Annotated in this window: 16 protein-coding genes; 7 read left to right on the top strand and 9 right to left on the bottom strand. The window is 54.4% G+C overall.

The window, feature by feature from the left end; all coding sequences use genetic code 11:
• Positions 1 to 158: 158 nt before the first annotated feature.
• Positions 159 to 824, bottom strand: a complete 666-nt coding sequence (gene folE, locus D6C13_RS03235; protein WP_095922690.1) for a GTP cyclohydrolase I FolE — start codon at positions 822 to 824, stop codon at positions 159 to 161.
• 126 nt (positions 825 to 950) lie between these two features.
• Complete coding sequence (locus tag D6C13_RS03230) at positions 951 to 2,078, bottom strand: YbfB/YjiJ family MFS transporter (protein WP_120131401.1); 1,128 nt, start codon at positions 2,076 to 2,078, stop codon at positions 951 to 953.
• 199 nt (positions 2,079 to 2,277) lie between these two features.
• On the opposite strand from D6C13_RS03230, the gene ptrR reads away from it, so the two are divergent.
• The 4 genes from ptrR (at position 2,278) to D6C13_RS25855 (ending at position 5,827) form a co-directional block, all read left to right on the top strand.
• A complete protein-coding gene (gene ptrR, locus D6C13_RS03225; protein WP_120131400.1) occupies positions 2,278 to 3,207 on the top strand; it encodes a putrescine utilization regulator PtrR in 930 nt (309 codons plus the stop codon).
• A gap of 43 nt (positions 3,208 to 3,250) precedes the next feature.
• Complete coding sequence (locus tag D6C13_RS03220; RefSeq protein WP_120131399.1) at positions 3,251 to 4,375, top strand: S-(hydroxymethyl)glutathione dehydrogenase/class III alcohol dehydrogenase; 1,125 nt, start codon at positions 3,251 to 3,253, stop codon at positions 4,373 to 4,375.
• A gap of 11 nt (positions 4,376 to 4,386) precedes the next feature.
• Positions 4,387 to 5,244 (top strand): S-formylglutathione hydrolase, encoded by an 858-nt coding sequence (fghA, locus tag D6C13_RS03215; RefSeq protein WP_120131398.1) that lies wholly within the window; start codon positions 4,387 to 4,389, stop codon positions 5,242 to 5,244.
• 355 nt (positions 5,245 to 5,599) lie between these two features.
• A complete protein-coding gene (locus D6C13_RS25855; RefSeq protein WP_341868021.1) occupies positions 5,600 to 5,827 on the top strand; it encodes a type II toxin-antitoxin system PemK/MazF family toxin in 228 nt (75 codons plus the stop codon).
• Positions 5,828 to 6,093: 266 nt separating this feature from the next.
• Here the strand turns inward: D6C13_RS25855 and gsiD are convergent, their stop codons facing one another.
• The 5 genes from gsiD to D6C13_RS03185 form a co-directional block, all read right to left on the bottom strand.
• On the bottom strand, positions 6,094 to 7,014 hold the full coding sequence (gsiD, locus tag D6C13_RS03205) for a glutathione ABC transporter permease GsiD (RefSeq protein ID WP_120131397.1): 921 nt from the start codon (positions 7,012 to 7,014) through the stop codon (positions 6,094 to 6,096).
• A gap of 8 nt (positions 7,015 to 7,022) precedes the next feature.
• Positions 7,023 to 7,943, bottom strand: a complete 921-nt coding sequence (gsiC, locus tag D6C13_RS03200; RefSeq protein ID WP_120131396.1) for a glutathione ABC transporter permease GsiC — start codon at positions 7,941 to 7,943, stop codon at positions 7,023 to 7,025.
• 109 nt (positions 7,944 to 8,052) lie between these two features.
• Entirely contained in the window at positions 8,053 to 9,609 is a 1,557-nt protein-coding gene (gsiB, locus tag D6C13_RS03195; RefSeq protein WP_120131395.1) for a glutathione ABC transporter substrate-binding protein GsiB, read from the bottom strand.
• 59 nt (positions 9,610 to 9,668) lie between these two features.
• Positions 9,669 to 11,525, bottom strand: coding sequence for a dipeptide ABC transporter ATP-binding protein (locus tag D6C13_RS03190; protein ID WP_120131394.1), 1,857 nt, complete (start codon positions 11,523 to 11,525; stop codon positions 9,669 to 9,671).
• Positions 11,522 to 12,529 carry an isoaspartyl peptidase/L-asparaginase family protein gene (locus D6C13_RS03185; protein WP_120131393.1) on the bottom strand — a complete coding sequence of 336 codons (1,008 nt, stop codon included), beginning with the start codon at positions 12,527 to 12,529 and terminating at the stop codon, positions 11,522 to 11,524. The genes D6C13_RS03190 and D6C13_RS03185 overlap by 4 nt, the downstream gene beginning before the upstream one ends.
• A 278-nt stretch (positions 12,530 to 12,807) precedes the next feature.
• Between D6C13_RS03185 and tsgA (D6C13_RS03180) the strand changes: the two genes are divergently transcribed.
• Positions 12,808 to 14,004: an MFS transporter TsgA gene (gene tsgA / locus D6C13_RS03180; RefSeq protein ID WP_120131392.1), complete on the top strand. Its 1,197-nt coding sequence runs from the start codon at positions 12,808 to 12,810 to the stop codon at positions 14,002 to 14,004.
• A gap of 43 nt (positions 14,005 to 14,047) precedes the next feature.
• Here the strand turns inward: tsgA (D6C13_RS03180) and D6C13_RS03175 are convergent, their stop codons facing one another.
• Entirely contained in the window at positions 14,048 to 14,968 is a 921-nt protein-coding gene (locus D6C13_RS03175; RefSeq protein WP_120131391.1) for a LysR family transcriptional regulator, read from the bottom strand.
• A gap of 157 nt (positions 14,969 to 15,125) precedes the next feature.
• Between D6C13_RS03175 and xapA the strand changes: the two genes are divergently transcribed.
• A complete protein-coding gene (gene xapA / locus D6C13_RS03170; protein ID WP_120131390.1) occupies positions 15,126 to 15,959 on the top strand; it encodes a xanthosine phosphorylase in 834 nt (277 codons plus the stop codon).
• Between the two features lie 9 nt (positions 15,960 to 15,968).
• Entirely contained in the window at positions 15,969 to 17,165 is a 1,197-nt protein-coding gene (gene tsgA, locus D6C13_RS03165; protein ID WP_120131389.1) for an MFS transporter TsgA, read from the top strand.
• A 69-nt stretch (positions 17,166 to 17,234) separates the two neighbouring features.
• Here the strand turns inward: tsgA (D6C13_RS03165) and D6C13_RS03160 are convergent, their stop codons facing one another.
• Positions 17,235 to 17,468, bottom strand: coding sequence for a DeoR family transcriptional regulator (locus D6C13_RS03160; protein ID WP_013574728.1), 234 nt, complete (start codon positions 17,466 to 17,468; stop codon positions 17,235 to 17,237).
• Between the last annotated feature and the right edge of the window lie 58 nt (positions 17,469 to 17,526).

Genomic DNA, 17,526 nt, shown 5'->3' with positions numbered 1-17,526 from the left:
AGATTATTGAGATATTTAAGAATAAGGGAAGAAAATCAGAGTGACCACCCTCCGCGTAAATGAAGTTGCGGCAAAGCAGCCAGCAAGGAGAGCCCGATGAGCTGACTGATGTCAGTGATTCGGGTCTCCGAGGGCAGCGAACGCCGCCACGGCTTTAGTTACGACGGATGGCGAACCGTGCGCAGGAATTCTTGTCGTGTATTCTGGCTCGACTTGAACAGGCCGCCCAGAGAAGTCGTCGTCGTTGCGCTGGTCGCATCACGCACACCGCGCGCTTTCACGCAGTAGTGCACCGCATCAATAGAAACGGCCACGTTGGTGGTGCCGAGCAGCGTCTGCAATGCCACCAGAATCTGCTGGGTCAGACGTTCCTGAACCTGCGGGCGCTGGGAGAAGAACTGCACGATACGGTTAATTTTCGACAGGCCTATCACAGTGTCTTTCGGAATATACGCCACGGTCGCTTTGCCATCGATGGTCACGAAATGGTGTTCGCAGGTGCTGGTCAGAGTGATATCGCGCACAGTGACCATTTCATCCACTTTCATCTTGTTTTCGATGACGGTGATTTTCGGGAAGTTGGCGTAATCGAGTCCGGAGAAGATTTCATCCACATACATCTTGGCAATACGGTGCGGCGTTTCCGCCAGACTGTCATCGGAGAGATCCAGATTAAGAAGCTGCATAATACCGGTCATATGCTCCTGGATCCGCTGCTTGCGCGTTTCATTGTCGATCGGCAAAGCTTCACGCAGAGGGGTTTCCAGGCCACGGGCTAACAGGGCCTCGTGAACCAAAATGGCTTCTTTACTCAGGGTTGGCATTCTTTCTTTCTCCGGCAGATGTAATCACTTTGACGCAGATCACGCTAAAGTGAGGTGGCTTACTGTAGTGGAGTGCGGATTCATAATCCAGTGATAGTGTTTCATGATGGATGAAATAGCTGCAAGTTATGCATCACGCCTGAAGACTAATCCACCCGCAATGATAAAACCGGCCAGCGCGACATACAATGCAGGTTCGAGCTGATGCGTCAGCGCGGTAGAAATCGCCGATAAAACCGGTCCGAACAACTGACCGACGGCATAACCGGTGGTCAGCAATCCGGCCATGTAACGGCTGTGATTTGGCGCCAGTTCGCGACTGCACTGCAGGGCCAGCTGCACCACGCTTAAGAAACCGCCGCCGGTCAGCAATGCCCCGAGCACCAGACCGGTCACGCCCGGCACCACTTCCGCACATAAAATTCCCAGTCCCTGCGCCCATAACGTCAGCGCCAGACGTTTATGAGTGGTCAGACAATGACGGGTCAGAATGCCGATAACGATGCCGATGACTGCTGCGCCGCCAAACACCGGCCAGACGAACTGCGCGAACAGACTGTCAGGGAAACGCGCACTCGCCATCTGCGACAAAAACGTCGCCGGAAGGATGTAACCAAAACCCGCCAGACTGTAACTCCAGACCAGACGTTTGAGCGCCGGCGTCATCACCAGCGGTCCCGTCGCTACATGGGAACGGTGCAAATCGCCTTTTCGCGGCAGGTTCGGCGTAATGATCGCCACGAATATCAGCGCCAGTACGCCGTATACACACCAGGCCTGCGCCGAGGTCAGCTGTAAGCTGTGGATGCCCACCGCTAACATGCCGCTGAGGAAAATCCCCGCGCCCGGCCCGGCGAATACCGCAGCACTCAGCGCCGGACGGCCATAATGCGCCAGCCGTTCGTTACACCACGCCGACACCATCACCATCGCCCAGCCACTGGTCCAGCCGATCATAAAGCGCACAATGCTGTGCAGCACTTCGCCGGAAATCACCGCAGATAATAATGTCAGGATCACCCCGCCCCACACGCCCAGCCACAGACGGCGTTCGAGATGTTTGCCGGCACGCATTCCGTCGAAGGCGCCACACAGATAGCCGAGGTAGTTGAATGCGGCGACCAGTCCCGCGCCGGTCAGGCTGAACTGATGTTCAGCTATCATTAAAGGAACCTGAGGCGTGAAAGCGAAGCGCCCAATCCCCATCGCGACCACAAAAGCCAGAAAACCACTTAGCGCAATACGAAAAGCCATAACTGCTCCGTCTGAAGAAACCGAGATGCAACATCTTAGAAACAATGAATAAACATACTCAAAGCCCGGGGATGAAAACAGCAGATTTCTTAAAAGAAGGTTAATTGAAAGTTGTCGCTATGATGCCTTATGGGTACAATCACGAAAACTGAATAATACAAACCAACTTGTTTACGATAAGAGAACATAGGGACCTTTCATGGATCTGACTCAGTTACGAATGTTTTGCTGCGTAGCGGAAACCGGTTCGCTGGCGCGTGCGGCAGAGCAGTTACACCGCGTGCCATCAAACCTGACCACCCGCCTGCGCCAGCTCGAACTCGAACTGGGCACCGATTTATTCATCCGTGAAAAACAGCGCATCCGCCTTTCTGCGATGGGTCACAACTTCCTTAATTACGCCCAGCGTATTCTGGCGCTGAGCGACGAAGCCATGAGCATCACGCATGCCGGAGAACCTGCCGGGAATTTCGCACTGGGCTCGATGGAAAGCACGGCAGCCACGCGCCTGCCTTCATTGCTGGCAGCCTATCATCAGAAATTTCCGCAGGTGGCATTGTCACTGGTGACTGCCACTTCCGGCGAAACCATCGACAGCGTACGTGCCGGACGTCTCGCCGCAGCGCTGGTCGATGGCCCGATAGATTTCGACGATATCAACGGTTGTATCTCTTTTCGCGAACGCATGGTGGTCATTAGTCCGCCGGGCGAATCACCGCTCGACGTGCCCGCCGGTCGCAGCGGTCATACCGTTTTTGCGTTCCGCCCAAGCTGTTCCTACCGCCAGCGTTTGCAGGGCTGGATTAAGCATATGAGTGTGCCGGTCGCCAATACGATGGAGATTCAGTCCTATCATTCGATGATGGCCTGCGTCGCCAGCGGTGCGGGTATCGCGATGATCCCGCGTTCGGTGCTGGAACAATTGCCCGGCCACGAACGGGTAGAAATTCACGAAATCCCGGATGAATTCGCCGATACCGCCACCTGGCTTATCTGGCGCAGGGACGCCTTCAGCCCGAATGTCCGGGCGCTGAAAGAACTGATTATTGAACAAAATGACGGGGTGATCCCGTTACTTAAACACCCGCTCGCCGGCGAACATGACCCGGCATTGCATCCGACTTATTAACCTGAATCTGATTTAGCTAAAAACACCTGACTGGAGCTACATAATGGAAATGATTAAAACGCGTGCGGCCGTCGCCTGGGGCCCGAATCAACCTCTGTCCATCGAGGAAGTCGATTTGATGCCACCCCAAAAAGGCGAAGTGCTGGTGCGTATCGTCGCCACCGGTGTTTGTCATACTGATGCCTACACGCTGTCCGGCAAAGATCCGGAAGGCGTTTTCCCGGCGATCCTCGGCCATGAAGGCGGCGGTATCGTGGAAGCCGTTGGCGAAGGCGTTACCAGCGTCGCGGTTGGCGACCACGTGATCCCGCTTTACACTCCGGAGTGTGGCGAGTGTAAGTTCTGTAAATCCGGTAAAACTAACCTGTGTCAGGCTATCCGTACTACGCAAGGCAAAGGCCTGATGCCGGACGGTACCACCCGTTTCTTCAAAGACGGCAAGCCAATTTTCCATTACATGGGTACGTCGACCTTCTCCGAATACACCGTCGTTCCTGAGATTTCGCTGGCCAAAATCAACAAAGAAGCGCCACTGGAAGAAGTATGTCTGCTCGGTTGCGGCGTGACCACCGGTATGGGCGCAGTCATCAACACCGCCAAAGTGAAGAAAGGCGATACCGTGGCAATCTTCGGTCTCGGCGGCATCGGTCTTTCTGCGATTATCGGCGCGGTAATGGCGGGTGCAGGCCGCATCATCGGTGTTGATCTCAATACCAGCAAATTCGATCTGGCACGTAAACTCGGCGCAACAGATCTGATCAACCCGAAAGATTACGACAAGCCAATTCAGGATGTGATCGTCGAAATGACCGACGGCGGCGTGGACTTCTCCTTCGAATGTATCGGTAACGTGAACGTGATGCGTTCCGCGCTGGAATGCTGCCACAAAGGCTGGGGCGAATCTGTCATCATCGGCGTGGCCGGTGCCGGTGAAGAAATCTCTACCCGTCCGTTCCAGCTGGTGACCGGCCGCGTATGGCGTGGTTCTGCATTTGGTGGCGTGAAAGGTCGCAGCCAGTTGCCGGGCATTGTGCAACGTTACATGGACGGCGAATTCGCGCTGAACGATTTCATCACCCACACCCTGCCGCTGGAAGAAATCAACGAAGCCTTTGACCTGATGCACGAAGGGAAATCTATCCGCACGGTTATTCATTTTAATAAGTAAGGAATGTTTCGATGAGCAGCTCGATTGAACTACTCGAAGAACACCGGATGTTTGGCGGCTGGCAACAGCGCTACCGCCACACCTCCGCAAGTTTGAATTGCAGCATGACGTTCAGCATCTATCTGCCACCGGCCAAAGACGATGCGCCGCCGCCGGTGCTGTACTGGCTGTCGGGTCTGACCTGTAACGATGAAAACTTCACCGTCAAAGCCGGGGCGCAGCGCGTCGCGGCTGAGCTTGGGTTGATTCTGGTGATGCCGGATACCAGCCCGCGCGGTGAAGGTGTCGCCAATGACGAAGGCTACGACCTCGGTCAGGGCGCAGGTTTTTACCTGAATGCCACGCAGTCGCCGTGGGCAGCGCATTACCGGATGTACGATTATCTGCTCGATGAATTGCCTGCGCTTATCAGCGGGCATTTCAAAGTCAGCGATCGTCAGTCCATCTTCGGTCATTCAATGGGCGGCCACGGTGCGCTGATGCTGGCGTTGCGTAATCCGCAGCGTTTCTGTTCAGTGTCCGCGTTTGCCCCGATTGTGAATCCGGCACAGGTGCCGTGGGGGCGCAAAGCCTTCAGCGCGTATCTGGGTGACGACGAAAGCCAGTGGTTGCAATATGACAGCTGTCACCTGCTGAGTGCCTTGCCTGCAGATCAAAAAACGTTCCCGATTTTAGTCGATCAGGGCGATGGCGATCAGTTCCTGGCCGATCAGTTGCAGCCGTCGAAACTGGCAGAAATCGCCCGTCAGCGCGGCTGGCCGTTACAGCTGCGCGCTCAGCCGGGGTACGATCACAGCTACTTCACGATTGCCTCGTTTGTGGAAGATCACCTGCGATTCCATGCGGAGTTTTTGCACTCAAAGGCATAAAAATATAGACGCAATATGCTCCTCTCCCTGCTAATAACGCAGGGTTTTGCCTTGCTCCTCCCCCTGCGAAGGGGGAGGAGGGCAGGGAGTTATTCGGCGCGATAATGAATTAACTCGTCAGTTTGCAACGGAAATGCCATCGCCAATTATTTCCTGGAAGACATCTCGTAATTAAGGGATTCAGTCATTGGCAAAGATTTATGTTCACGATAAGTTCTGAGTTTATAAATTAAATAAAGGATTTGTCATGTCTATTAATTTCACGCCCAAGGTTGGGCAAATTCTTGACTGTAATTAGGGTGTATATCTCAGAGATGAAAATGGTTTCATTGTGGATGATATTTTCGATGCACATATGTCGCCGGAAATGGTGAAACGACGTTTGGTGATTGTGTTAAATGGAAAGCTTAACGGTAATTCGTCAATTGTGGTGCCGTTATCCACAACGAAAGATGAGACTAAACTTAAGCGGAGGTTACACGTTCAGCTTGAGGCAGGAATGATTCGGAGTCTCAGATACTTCGCACCTAAGACCTGTTGGGTAAAGTGCGACTGGTCCAAACCGTCAGTAATAAACGACTGAATAAACCTATGCTTGCTGAACGTGGGTGGTTATCTCAGTATGTTCCTGAAAATATCATTACATTAATCCAGCAAGCTATTTTTAATTCTATAAAAATATCGGAAAACTCGCTTTAATAACGATTTAAATTTGACTTAACTTTACTCTTTGATATTATTGCCTCGTTGCCCACAGAGGCCTTTCAGTTGATATCCACCGTCCCCATGAGGGTTCGCGAAGCCCGATTAGTTATGATCGGGCTTCTGCATTTTATATCTTCAGAAATCTCAATTCTTCAATTTCGGATCCAGCGCATCCCTTAATCCATCACCCAGCAAATTAAACGCCAGTACGGTCAGGAAGATCGCCAGACTTGGGAAGATTGCCACGTGCGGTGCCATGACCATGTCAGCGCGGGCTTCGTTGAGCATCGCGCCCCACTCCGGTGTTGGCGGTTGTGCGCCCATACCGAGGAACGACAGGCTGGCTGCGGTAATAATCGATGTGCCGATGCGCATGGTGAAATACACCACTATCGATGACAACGTGCCCGGCAGAATGTGGCGGAACAAAATCGTGGCGTCGGACGCCCCGATACTGCGCGCCGATTCAATATAGGTTTGTTGCTTAAGCACCAGCGTATTGCCGCGTACCAGACGCGCGAACGCCGGAATACTAAAGATAGCGACCGCGATAATCACATTCGACATACCATTGCCCATCACGGCGACGACGGCAATCGCCAGCAGAATTCCGGGGAAGGCAAACAGCACGTCGCAAACGCGCATGGTAATGCGGTCCCACCAGCCTTCGTAGTATCCGGCCAGCAATCCGAACACCGTGCCGATCACCGCGCCGAGCACCACAGAAAGTACGCCAGCGCTCAGGGATATCCGTGTGCCCATCAGTATGCGGCTGAAAATATCCCGCCCGAGAGAATCGACGCCGAGCCAGTGGATCAGCGACGGACCTTCGTTCAGACGGTCGTAATCGAAATAGTTTTCCGGGTCAAACGGTACCAGCCACGGTGCAAAAATCGCAGCGGCAATCAGCAGCAGGATAAAAACACCCGCAACCATCGCGACATGCTGCCGCCGGAAACGGCGCCAGAACGCTTTCCACGGTGTCCGGACCGCCTGTGATTGTACGGTGCCAGGAGTCACCATCGGCAGACCCGCGAGTACGGCATTTCGCCGCCAGTTTTTCATGCGTTAACTCACTTGTATCGGATGGAAGGGTTGATGACGGCGTACAGCATATCCACCAGCAGATTGATGAGGATGAATTCCAGCGAGAACAGCAGCACTTCAGCCTGTATCACCGGATAATCGCGCATCTCAACGGAATCGATCAGCAACCGCCCTAACCCCGGCCAGTTGAAGACTTTTTCCACCACAATCGAGCCACCCAGCAGGAAGCCGAATTGCAGCCCCATCATGGTAACCACCGGGATCATCGCGTTGCGCAGCCCATGTTTGATCACCACCACGGCTTCATGCACGCCTTTAGCGCGCGCGGTGCGCATATAATCTTCCTGCATCACTTCGACGAATGAAGCACGGGTAAAGCGCGCCATGATCGCCGCTACAGCTGCACCAAGGGTGAGGGAAGGCAGAATGTAATGCTTCCAGCTGTCAGCGCCGACGGTCGGCAGCCAGCCCAGTTCCACAGAGAAAACCTGCATCAGCAGCATGCCCAGCGCAAAGGCCGGGAAGGAAATACCGGAGACAGCCAGCGCCATACCGAGACGGTCCGGCCAGCGGTTACGCCATACGGCGGAAACCACGCCAATCACCAGCCCGAAAATCACCGACCACAACATGCTGGTCAGCGTCAGCCAGAATGTCGGCATAAAGCGGGAACTGATTTCATCCATGACCGGGCGTTTTGACACCATCGAGTGACCGAAATCACCGGTCAGCGCATTGCCGAAAAAGGTGAGGAATTGCTGATAAAGCGGCTTATCCAGCCCGAGATCCTGACGCACCAGCGCCACAACGCTGGCGTCGGCGTCCTGTCCGGCCATCAGCCGCGCCGGATCGCCCGGCAAAAGATGCACAAACAAAAAGACCAGCACGGCCACAATCAGCAGTGTCGGGATCAGTCCGAGTAATCGTTTTAAAAAATAATTAAGCATGATTCGCTGTCTGTGATTTCACGGTACGACATCCATGTTCCGTCGGCGGAACACACGAGTTCAGGGCACGGGCTCATTGGTTCCCGCGCCCTGAAAACTTCACCGCATATTATTTCACATCTGCATCATCAAAGCTGAAGGCAGTATCCGGCATGACATAGAATCCGGTCAGGCGTTTATTTTTCGCCGACACCAGACGTTCAGTCACCAGGAATGCCCACGGTGCGTCAGTCCAGATTTGTTTCTGGGCATCGGCATACAGTTTGGCTTTCTCGGCTTTATCGGTCGTTTTCAGCGCGTCAGACAAATCTTTATCCACCTGCGCATTGCTGTAAAACGCGGTATTGAACTGCTTCGGCGGCGCGGCCTGCGTGGAGAACAGCGGCGACAGCGCCCAGTCTGCTTCACCGGTAGACGCCGACCAGCCGGTATAGAACATGCGGATCCCCGCCTCTTTCTGCCCGACGTTCTCAACCTGTGCGGCACGCTGCGCGGCATCCATGGCGGTGACCGTCACTTTGATACCGACCTGCGCCAGCTGCTGCTGGGTAAACTGCAATACTTTCTGCGCGGTGCTGTTGTTGTGCGAAGACCACAGCGTGGTGGTGAAACCGTCCGGATAACCGGCTTCTTTCAGCAATTCTTTCGCTTTAGCCGGGTCATATGGCCAGGGTTTGTATTTCGCCGCGTATTCGATGCCCTGAGGCAACGGCCCTTCAGATGGCACCGCGTAACCGGCAAACGCCACTTTGATCAGCGCCTGTTTGTTGATGGCATAGTTGATTGCCTCACGCACTTTGACGTTATCGAACGGTTTTTGCGTCACGTTAAAGCTGATGTAACGATGCAGAATCGACGGCGCGGCCACCAGATCCAGCTTGGTGTTTTTCTCCAGTAACGCGGCCTGCTCGTAAGGCACCGGGAACGCCAGATCCGCTTCACCGGTTTGCAGCATCGCGGCGCGGGTATTGTTATCCACCACCGGACGCCAGGTAATGGTGTCGAGTTTCGGCTCACCTTTTTTCCAGTAACCGTCGAATTTCTTCACTTTCACAAAGTCAGTCTGGTTCCATTGTTCCAGCGTGTACGGGCCGGTACCGACCGGATGGAAGCCGATATCTTTGCCGTATTTGGTCAGCGCCGCCGGGGAAATAATCACCGCAGACGGGTGCGCCAGAATGTTGATGAACGCGGAGAACGGTTCTTTCAGCGTGATTTTCACCGTGTTGTCATCCACCGCTTCAGTGCTGGCGATGTTTTTGAACAGGTTATAGCGTTTGAGATGGCTGTCCGGATTGCTGGCGCGGTCAAAGTTAACTTTTACCGCTGCGGCGTTGAAATCCGTGCCGTCCTGGAACTTGATGCCAGGATGCAATTTGATGGTGTACACCAGGCCATCTTTGCTGACCGTGTAGCTGTCTGCCAGCACGTTTTCCAGCTTCATATCTTTATCAAAGCCAAACAGCCCCTGATAGAAAGACTTGGCCACGGCCTGGGACAGGGTGTCGTTAGCGTCGTAAGGATCAAGCGAGGTGAAGTTAGAACCTACCGCGACCACCACGTCTTTCGCCGCCCACGCAGACGCCGAAGCCAGCGAACCGAAAACAGCGGCAGCGAGCACGGCCTGACGGACAACGTTCTTACCTTTATGTTTATGCTGATTCATATCAGTTCCTTTCCTGTCTTACCCGTTAAAAAGTGGCTCAAGATGAGCAACCATAAAAATTAGTAAACGCCTGCAATGGCATGGCGGGCAACAAAATGCCCTTCCGCCACCTGAACCAGCGGCGCTACAACCGGCTCGTCGTTAAGCGCGCGGATCGGGCTCGGAATTTCATCCACCAGCAGCGCCTGATCTTTACGCTTATGCGACGGATCGGCCACCGGCACCGCCGCCATCAGTTTGCGGGTATACGGATGCTGCGGATTTTCAAACACCGCCCGCCGTGAGCCGATTTCCACAATCTGGCCGAAATACATCACGGCAACGCGGTGACTGATGCGCTCCACCACGGCCATATCGTGCGAAATAAACAAAAAGGCCAGCCCGAACTCTTTCTGCAAATCCATCAGCAGATTGACGATTTGCGCGCGGATAGAGACATCCAGCGCCGACACTGATTCATCGGCAATCACCACTTTGGGATTGAGCGCCAGTGCGCGCGCGATGCAAACACGCTGCCGCTGACCGCCGGAAAACTCGTGAGGATAGCGCTGCGCGTGTTCCGGCAGCAGCCCGACTTTTTCCAGCAACCACGCAACGCGTGCTTCTGCCTCTGCGCCTTTCGCCAGGTTATGCACCAGCAACGGCTCCATGATCGAATAACCGACCGTCAGACGCGGGTCGAGCGACGCATAAGGATCCTGAAAAATAAACTGGATATCACGGCGCAGATGTTGCAGCGCGCTGCCGCTGATATCCGTCAGCGTTTTGCCGTCAAAGGTGATGGTTCCGCCCTGACTTTTCACCAGTTTGAGCAACGAACGGCCAGTGGTGGATTTTCCACAACCGGATTCACCCACCAGCGCCAGCGTTTCACCGGGATGCAAATCAAAACTGACTTTTTCAACCGCATGCACACGCCGCGTAACACGGTTGAAAATACCGCTGCGCAGGTCAAAACGGGTCACCAGATCACGCACCTGCAATATCGCCGGCGCGCCGGGTATCAGGGTATTTTGCACCAGCGCCGGGTCACCCTCATTTTGTTCCGGTAACGGGAACTTTGCAGGCAGGGGTTTACCGGCCATAGATCCGAGTTTTGGTACCGCCGCCAGCAACGTCTGCGTATAAAGCTGTTGCGGCGTGCGAAATATCGCGTCCACGCCAGCGGTTTCCACGCTGTTGCCCTGATGCATGACCAGGACGCGATCGGCGATTTCCGCCACCACGCCCATGTCGTGCGTGATGAAAATGACGCCCATGTGCATCTCTTTTTGCAGCACACGGATCAGTTGTAAAATCTGCGCCTGAATAGTCACATCCAGCGCTGTAGTCGGTTCATCGGCAATCAGTAAAGCGGGCTTGCACGACAGCGCCATCGCGATCATCACCCGCTGGCGCATACCGCCGGAAAGCTGATGCGGATAGCTGTCGAGAATATTTCGGGCTTCAGGAATACGCACCAGATCCAGCATCCGCAAGGCTTCGGCACGGGCGGCGCGATGGTCTTTATTCTGATGCAAACGGATAGACTCAGCGATTTGCTCGCCGACCGGAAACACCGGATTAAGCGAGGTCATCGGCTCCTGAAATATCATCGCCATATCCGCACCGCGCAGGCTGCGCATGGCGGGCTGCGTCGCGGCCATCAGATCCACCACTTCGCCGTTACGGCGGCGAAATTGCATTTCACCCTGCGTGATCTGCCCGCCGCCCTGCTCCACCAGACGCATCAGCGCCAGCGACGTCACGGATTTTCCAGAACCGGATTCGCCCACAATGGCCAGCGTTTCGCCGCGTTTTACCTGAAAACTGAGCTGATTTACCGCCGGGATGATTTGCCCTTCATGCGCGAACTGCACGCTGAGCTGGCTGACCGCGACAACGTGGTCGGGAGGCAGAGTCAGGGAACTGTTCATGAGCGGTAAATACTGACGACGGGCGCGTCGCCCACCCGGGCAAATCCGCGGTACATGCCTTCGCTGTTAAAAGGCAGCTCCACGTTGCCAAATTTATCCACGGCAATCATTCCGCCGCTTCCGCCCAGTGGCAGCAGTTTTTCCTGCACCACTTTATGTGTCGCTTCTGCCAGCGTTAATCCGGCGTATTCCATCAGCGCCGCGACGTCGTAAGCGGCAACGGTACGCATAAACACTTCACCGGTGCCGGTGCTGGAAATCGCCACCGTATTGTTGCTGGCATAACAACCGGCGCCGATAATCGGCGAGTCACCCACGCGCCCGGCCTGCTTGTTGGTCATTCCGCCGGTCGATGTGGCCGCGGCCAGATTGCCAAGTGCATCCATCGCCACCGCGCCCACGGTGCCAAATTTATGCTCCGGATCAATCGGGTCAGCGCAAGCATTCAGCGACGCTCCGTCGTGATCGAGCATTACACCGGTATCCGCGGCGATGGCGCGCTGTAACTGGTCATAGCGTTCCTGCGTGAAGAAATATTCCGGTTCCACCATTTCCTGACCATTGGCACGGGCAAAATCTTCCGCACCTGCACCGGTAAACATAACGTGAGGACTGTTTTCCAGCACCTTGCGGGCGGTCAGAATGGGATTGCGTATGTGATTGACGCCGCAGATTGCACCGGCATCCAGCGTGCGGCCATCCATAATGCAGGCGTCTAATTCATGCGTGCCCTGATGGGTGAATACCGCACCTTTGCCCGCATTAAATAGCGTGCACTCTTCGAGCAGGCGCACGGCTTCGGTCACGACATCCAGCGCGCTGCCGCCTGCGGCCAGAATCGCCTGCCCGGCACTGACAATCCTTTCCAGTTCGGCTAAGTAAAGTTGTTCTTTTTCGATGCTCATTGCCGCACGGGTTATTGCCCCGGCACCACCATGAATAGCAATGACCGGACGCTTCTTGTTCGAAACGGAAGCCGCTGAATTATCAGTAGAAGAACTCATTAGCACTGCACCTTTCGATGTTGTATTTATGTATGGATGATGTTGACCTGTTTTTTGACTATATTTAGCCCGCTACAGTATGTAAAGCAGAAATGCATCGCCATCAAAATGGCGCTAATTGCTTAGATTGTTTAAGAAAAACAAATGCTGCAATTGAATATACATGCGGGACAAATCACCAGAGAACAGCAATAATAAACGTCCTAATCGCGGAAAAAGCACCTCTGGATAAGCTTACTGCGACTTTTTTTTATTTTCTCTTTTTAGGAAATCAGTTTATGGAAACTGTTTATAACCGCCCGCGTCTTAATGTGATTTCATGGCTAAGTTACTTTTTTACAGGGGGACTCGTCTCCACCCTGGGTATTGTTATCGGGCCTGTTGCCACAGCGTTTAATAAAGACCCGGCCTTTATTGGCCTGATGTTCTCACTGATGAACATCGGTTTATTCCTGCCGATTATGATCAGTGGCATCCTGATGCGCAAATTCGATCTGGGCAAACAGCTGATCACCGGTTCGGTTATCACCATCCTGACCTGTATCGCCCTGTTCGTCATGCCGTCGATTACCCTGTTCGGCATCGGCGTTTTCCTGATTGGGGCGACCGCTGGTCTGATGATGTCGATCGGCAGCTATCTCGTTGTTCGTATTAACGAAGATCCGAAAAAGCGTTCTGCAAACTTAATCTTCACTGACTTCTTCTTTGCGCTTTCCGGCATGACGCTGTCTCTGGTGCTCGGTTTCCTGTTCAAGCACGGCGCGAGCTGGCTGGCGATGTACGGCATTATGGGTACGCTGAGCGTGCTGATGATCCTGCTGTGTGTGGGTCAGAAATTCCCGACCGTTGCCCAGCCGGAAAAAGTGGCTAAAAACGAGCGTGAAGTAAAAGAGCCGTGGGGCTTCGCGGCTTACGTGCTGTGTTTTGCCCTGTTCGCCTTCGTCTTCAGCGAACTGGTTTTCACCCTGTGGATGCCAAGCTGGTTGCATGAGCATTTCGGTCTGGACACTGACCGCGCAGCGATTTACATCACCACTTATTGGATGGTGAAAGCGATTGGCCTGTTCCTGAATCAGTTCACCGTGCGTTTTGTGAAACTGCGTACCTTCCTGTTCGCATCAGCCATTGTCGGATTAATCAGCCTGATTGTGGTGACACACAACGAAAACACCACGCTGGTGATGATTGCGGTTGGCCTGTTCGGCTTCTGTAACTCCGGTATGTTCTCCGGCCTGATGAGCTATGGCAGTCTGCAGGTGAAAAACTCACCGCCAACGCTGACCTCTGCGCTGCTGACAACCGCTTCCGTCGGTACGCTGATTTTCGCCTCATTCTCGTCATTCATTTACCGCGAATATGGCCTGTTCTGGGCGCTGAATATCGCGACGGTGTCTTACGTTCTGCTGGTACTGGCGGTGATCATTGCCGGTGTGCGCAGTAAAGCGGAAAAAATCCACCGCGAAATGGCGGCATAACACTCCGTTACTTCCTTAACAGCGGGGCTCCGGCCCTGCTGTTTCATGCTCCTCCTTCCAGTGAATCCAGAAATCGTGCCGCCGCCGGTGTCACCGAATCCGCCTGATAAATCGCATACAAATCGACCGGCAGCCGTTCGCTCAGGGCGCAAAAACGCACGCCCGGCCAGTGAATACGCGCGTAGCTTTCCGGCAACAGCGTGATGCCATAACCGTTCGCCACCAGCGCGAGCGCCGTTTGCGGCTCATTCACCTGCTGAACGATTTTTGGCAAAAATCCGTGCTGACGGCACATCGAATACAGATAACTGCCCAGACTCGAGGTGTTCATCGGCATCAGAATAAAATTTTCATGTGCCAGTTCGCCAAGCACAACGCTGTTTTTCATCGCCAGCGGATGATGTTCAGAAATCGCCAGCGCTACGTTTTCACGTCCCATAAGGCGGCTCGCCAGCCCGTGCGGCAGCGCCAGTTTTGCCTCGCGCCAGATACCGATATCGATACGCTGCAACTGCAACGCATCAATTTGCTGCACCGGCGTCAGCTCCGTCACAGTCCAGCTGATTTCCGGCGCGATACGGGCAAAGCTGTTCAGCGCGGGCATTAGTGGCCCCCAGGCGGCGGTACCCACGGTGCCAAACTGAATATGCCCGACTTCCCCGCGCCCGATTTTGCGCACCTGATGCAGTGAACGGTTAATGCTGTCGAGCATCAGTCCGGCTTCGCGCATCAGCGCCGCACCGGCAGGTGTCAGCGATACTGACCGCGTGGTACGCAGAAAAAGTGGCGTACCGAGCAGATTTTCCAGCTCCTTGATGTGCAGGCTGAGCGGCGGTTGTGACATATTCAGGCGCACCGCCGCCTTGCTAAAACTCAGCTCCTCCGCCACCACGCGAAAGTAATGCAGCAGTCGCAGATTAATCTGGCCAAGATCGAAAACGGAATCGGTAAAGGGCCGGGTCATACAGGTTTCCGTGACATATTTTTCCTTTAATTTCTGAGTGTTAGATTTATAGGTTTTGACTATAAATCCCTGCGGATATCGGTATTAGACCGCGACAGCCGCCCACACTAGCATTGCCTTCACTCCCACCCTACTGTGAAAAATGAGAGAAGTGATCATGCTCAATAACAATGCTTTTGACTGTGCCGCCCTTATCCGCCAGCGCGCCCCCGGCTTTATTCCCAAAGCCGCGCTGATCCTCGGTTCCGGCCTTGGCACCCTTTGCGATGACATGACTGACGCCGTGGCTATTCCCTACAGCGAACTGCCGGGATTCCCGCAAAGCAGTGTCGTCGGTCATGCCGGTGAACTGGTGCTTGGCACGCTCGAAGGTGTGCCGGTGATGTGCATGAAAGGCCGCGGCCACATGTATGAAGGCCACGGCATGTCAGTGATGACCAGCGCCGTGCGCACGTTCAAACTGCTGGGATGTGAATTTTTGCTGGCGACCAATGCCGCCGGTTCGATGCGTAAGGAAGTCGCGCCCGGCAGACTGGTGGCGCTGACCGATCACGTCAGCTTTATGCCCGAATCCCCGCTGGCGGGCCCGAATGACGACCGCTTCGGCCCGCGTTTTTTCAGCCTGGCCAATGCCTATGACAAAGACCTGCGCGATCAGCTGCACACCGTGGCCGCAAAGCTTGGCATCGACGTCGCCGAAGGGGTTTTCGCCGCATATACCGGCCCGAACTTCGAGACGCCAGCTGAAATCCGCATGATGCAAATTTTAGGCTGCGATGTGGTCGGCATGTCCATCGTGCCGGAAGTGATTTCTGCGCGTCACTGCGGGCTCAAAGTGCTGGCGGTATCGGCCATGACCAACTTTGCTGAAGGACTTTCCGACACCCCTCTTTCTCATGAGCAGACCCTGAGCTGCGCCAAACTGGCCGTCGGTGATTTCACCCGCCTTATTCGCGCCTTTTTCGCCAGCCTGACTTCGTCCGCAAAATAAGGAACGGCTATGGAACAGACATTCAACCGCCGGCGGATCAATATGATTTCCTGGCTGAGTTACTTCTTCACCGGTGCGCTGGTTTCGACGCTGGGCATTGTCATCGGCCCGGTTTCGCAGGCCTTTGGCAAAGACCCCGGTTTTATCGGGCAGATGTTTACGCTGATGAATATCGGTCTGTTCCTGCCGATTATGATTAGCGGCGTGCTGATGCGTAAATTCAATCTCGGCAGGCAACTGATCACCGGCTCTGCGGTTTCGGTGCTGACCTGCATCGCACTGTTTCTGGTGCCGACGATCACTATGTTTGGCATCGGCGTGTTCCTGATTGGCGCGGCATCGGGGATCATGATGTCCATCGGCAGTTATCTGGTCGTGCGTATTAATGAGGATCCGAAAAAGCGTTCGGCGAATCTGATCCTGACCGATTTCTTCTTTGCACTGGCGGGCGTGGTGTTATCCCTGCTGCTCGGCTATCTGTTCCAGCACGGCGCAAGCTGGCTGGCGATGTATGGCGTGATGGCGGTATTAAGCCTGGCGATGATTGTGCTGTGCGTCGGGCAGAAATTCCCTTCCATACCGCAGGCTACGCAAAATACAGCCGAAACTGATGCTCAGCATCCGCACTGGGGAATGTCGGTGTGGATATTGTGCTTCGCGTTGTTTGCATTTTTGCTGGCAGAGCCGATATTCACGATGTGGCTGCCAAGCTGGCTGAAGGAGCATTTTGGTATGGCCGCAGACCGGGCCGCGTTTTACATCACGACCTACTGGACGGTGAAATCCATCGGCCTGTTCGTGAATCAGTTCACGGTACGTTTCGTGAAACTGCGCACCTACCTGCTGCTTTCCTCGGTCATCGGACTGATTTGTCTGGCGGTTGCTGCCAACAGTGCGCACCCTACGCTTATCCTGATTTGCGCCGGTCTGTTCGGGTTCTGCAACTCCGGGCTGTTCTCGGGGATCATGAGTTACGGCAGTTTGCAGGTCAGAAATTCTCCGCCAACGCTGACCTCTGCCCTGCTGACCATCGGCACAATAGGGACGCTGATTTTCTCCACGCTGTCGTCGCTGGTTTATAGTCAGTACGGGCTGTTCTGGGCGCTGAATACCGCCACCATCGCCTATGTGTTCCTGCTGGTGGCGCTGATTATTGCCTCCGTTAACAGCAAAGCCGAAGCGCTGGAGCAACAACCGGCACATTGATAACCGACCTGTAACCATAAAAAAGGGAAGACTCGGAGGAGCCTTCCCTTTTCTTATATGGCTGCGCCTTTAAAGCTGCGGGCAGCGCTGCAAACTGTTTAGCCAGGATGTTTCAGGCTGAGCGGCCAGACGACGCGCACGTCCGTGCCGGCGCAGGATCAGACCCTTGTCCTGCATTTCACTCAGATCACGACGGATCGTTTCGAGACTCACATCCAGCGATTGTGCCAGTTCGCTAACCTGTAACACTTCATGTTGTTCTACCAACTGAAGGATGGCCTGATGGCGATTTTTTTTAAGCACCGGTTATTCCTGTATATATGACAGATATGTGACACAAATCACAAATAACGGCAACTAT

The sequence above is a fragment of the Rahnella woolbedingensis genome, assembly GCF_003602095.1.
In the GTDB taxonomy this organism is placed as follows: domain Bacteria; phylum Pseudomonadota; class Gammaproteobacteria; order Enterobacterales; family Enterobacteriaceae; genus Rahnella; species Rahnella woolbedingensis.
Note: the sequence above shows the minus strand (reverse complement) of the source record. Positions and strands in the feature narration are given on the sequence as shown.

Excerpts from the sequence above, each read along its gene's own strand:
- tsgA (WP_120131389.1), top strand. The coding sequence starts at position 15,969 with ATGGAACAGACATTCAACCGCCGGCGGATCAATATGATTTCCTGGCTG.
- gsiC (WP_120131396.1), bottom strand. The coding sequence starts at position 7,943 with ATGCTTAATTATTTTTTAAAACGATTACTCGGACTGATCCCGACACTG.
- D6C13_RS03185 (WP_120131393.1), bottom strand. The coding sequence starts at position 12,529 with ATGAGTTCTTCTACTGATAATTCAGCGGCTTCCGTTTCGAACAAGAAG.
- D6C13_RS25855 (WP_341868021.1), top strand. The coding sequence starts at position 5,600 with ATGTCGCCGGAAATGGTGAAACGACGTTTGGTGATTGTGTTAAATGGA.
- tsgA (WP_120131392.1), top strand. The coding sequence starts at position 12,808 with ATGGAAACTGTTTATAACCGCCCGCGTCTTAATGTGATTTCATGGCTA.
- fghA (WP_120131398.1), top strand. The coding sequence starts at position 4,387 with ATGAGCAGCTCGATTGAACTACTCGAAGAACACCGGATGTTTGGCGGC.
- gsiD (WP_120131397.1), bottom strand. The coding sequence starts at position 7,014 with ATGAAAAACTGGCGGCGAAATGCCGTACTCGCGGGTCTGCCGATGGTG.
- gsiB (WP_120131395.1), bottom strand. The coding sequence starts at position 9,609 with ATGAATCAGCATAAACATAAAGGTAAGAACGTTGTCCGTCAGGCCGTG.
- D6C13_RS03190 (WP_120131394.1), bottom strand. The coding sequence starts at position 11,525 with ATGAACAGTTCCCTGACTCTGCCTCCCGACCACGTTGTCGCGGTCAGC.
- D6C13_RS03175 (WP_120131391.1), bottom strand. The coding sequence starts at position 14,968 with ATGACCCGGCCCTTTACCGATTCCGTTTTCGATCTTGGCCAGATTAAT.
- ptrR (WP_120131400.1), top strand. The coding sequence starts at position 2,278 with ATGGATCTGACTCAGTTACGAATGTTTTGCTGCGTAGCGGAAACCGGT.
- folE (WP_095922690.1), bottom strand. The coding sequence starts at position 824 with ATGCCAACCCTGAGTAAAGAAGCCATTTTGGTTCACGAGGCCCTGTTA.
- D6C13_RS03220 (WP_120131399.1), top strand. The coding sequence starts at position 3,251 with ATGGAAATGATTAAAACGCGTGCGGCCGTCGCCTGGGGCCCGAATCAA.
- xapA (WP_120131390.1), top strand. The coding sequence starts at position 15,126 with ATGCTCAATAACAATGCTTTTGACTGTGCCGCCCTTATCCGCCAGCGC.
- D6C13_RS03230 (WP_120131401.1), bottom strand. The coding sequence starts at position 2,078 with ATGGCTTTTCGTATTGCGCTAAGTGGTTTTCTGGCTTTTGTGGTCGCG.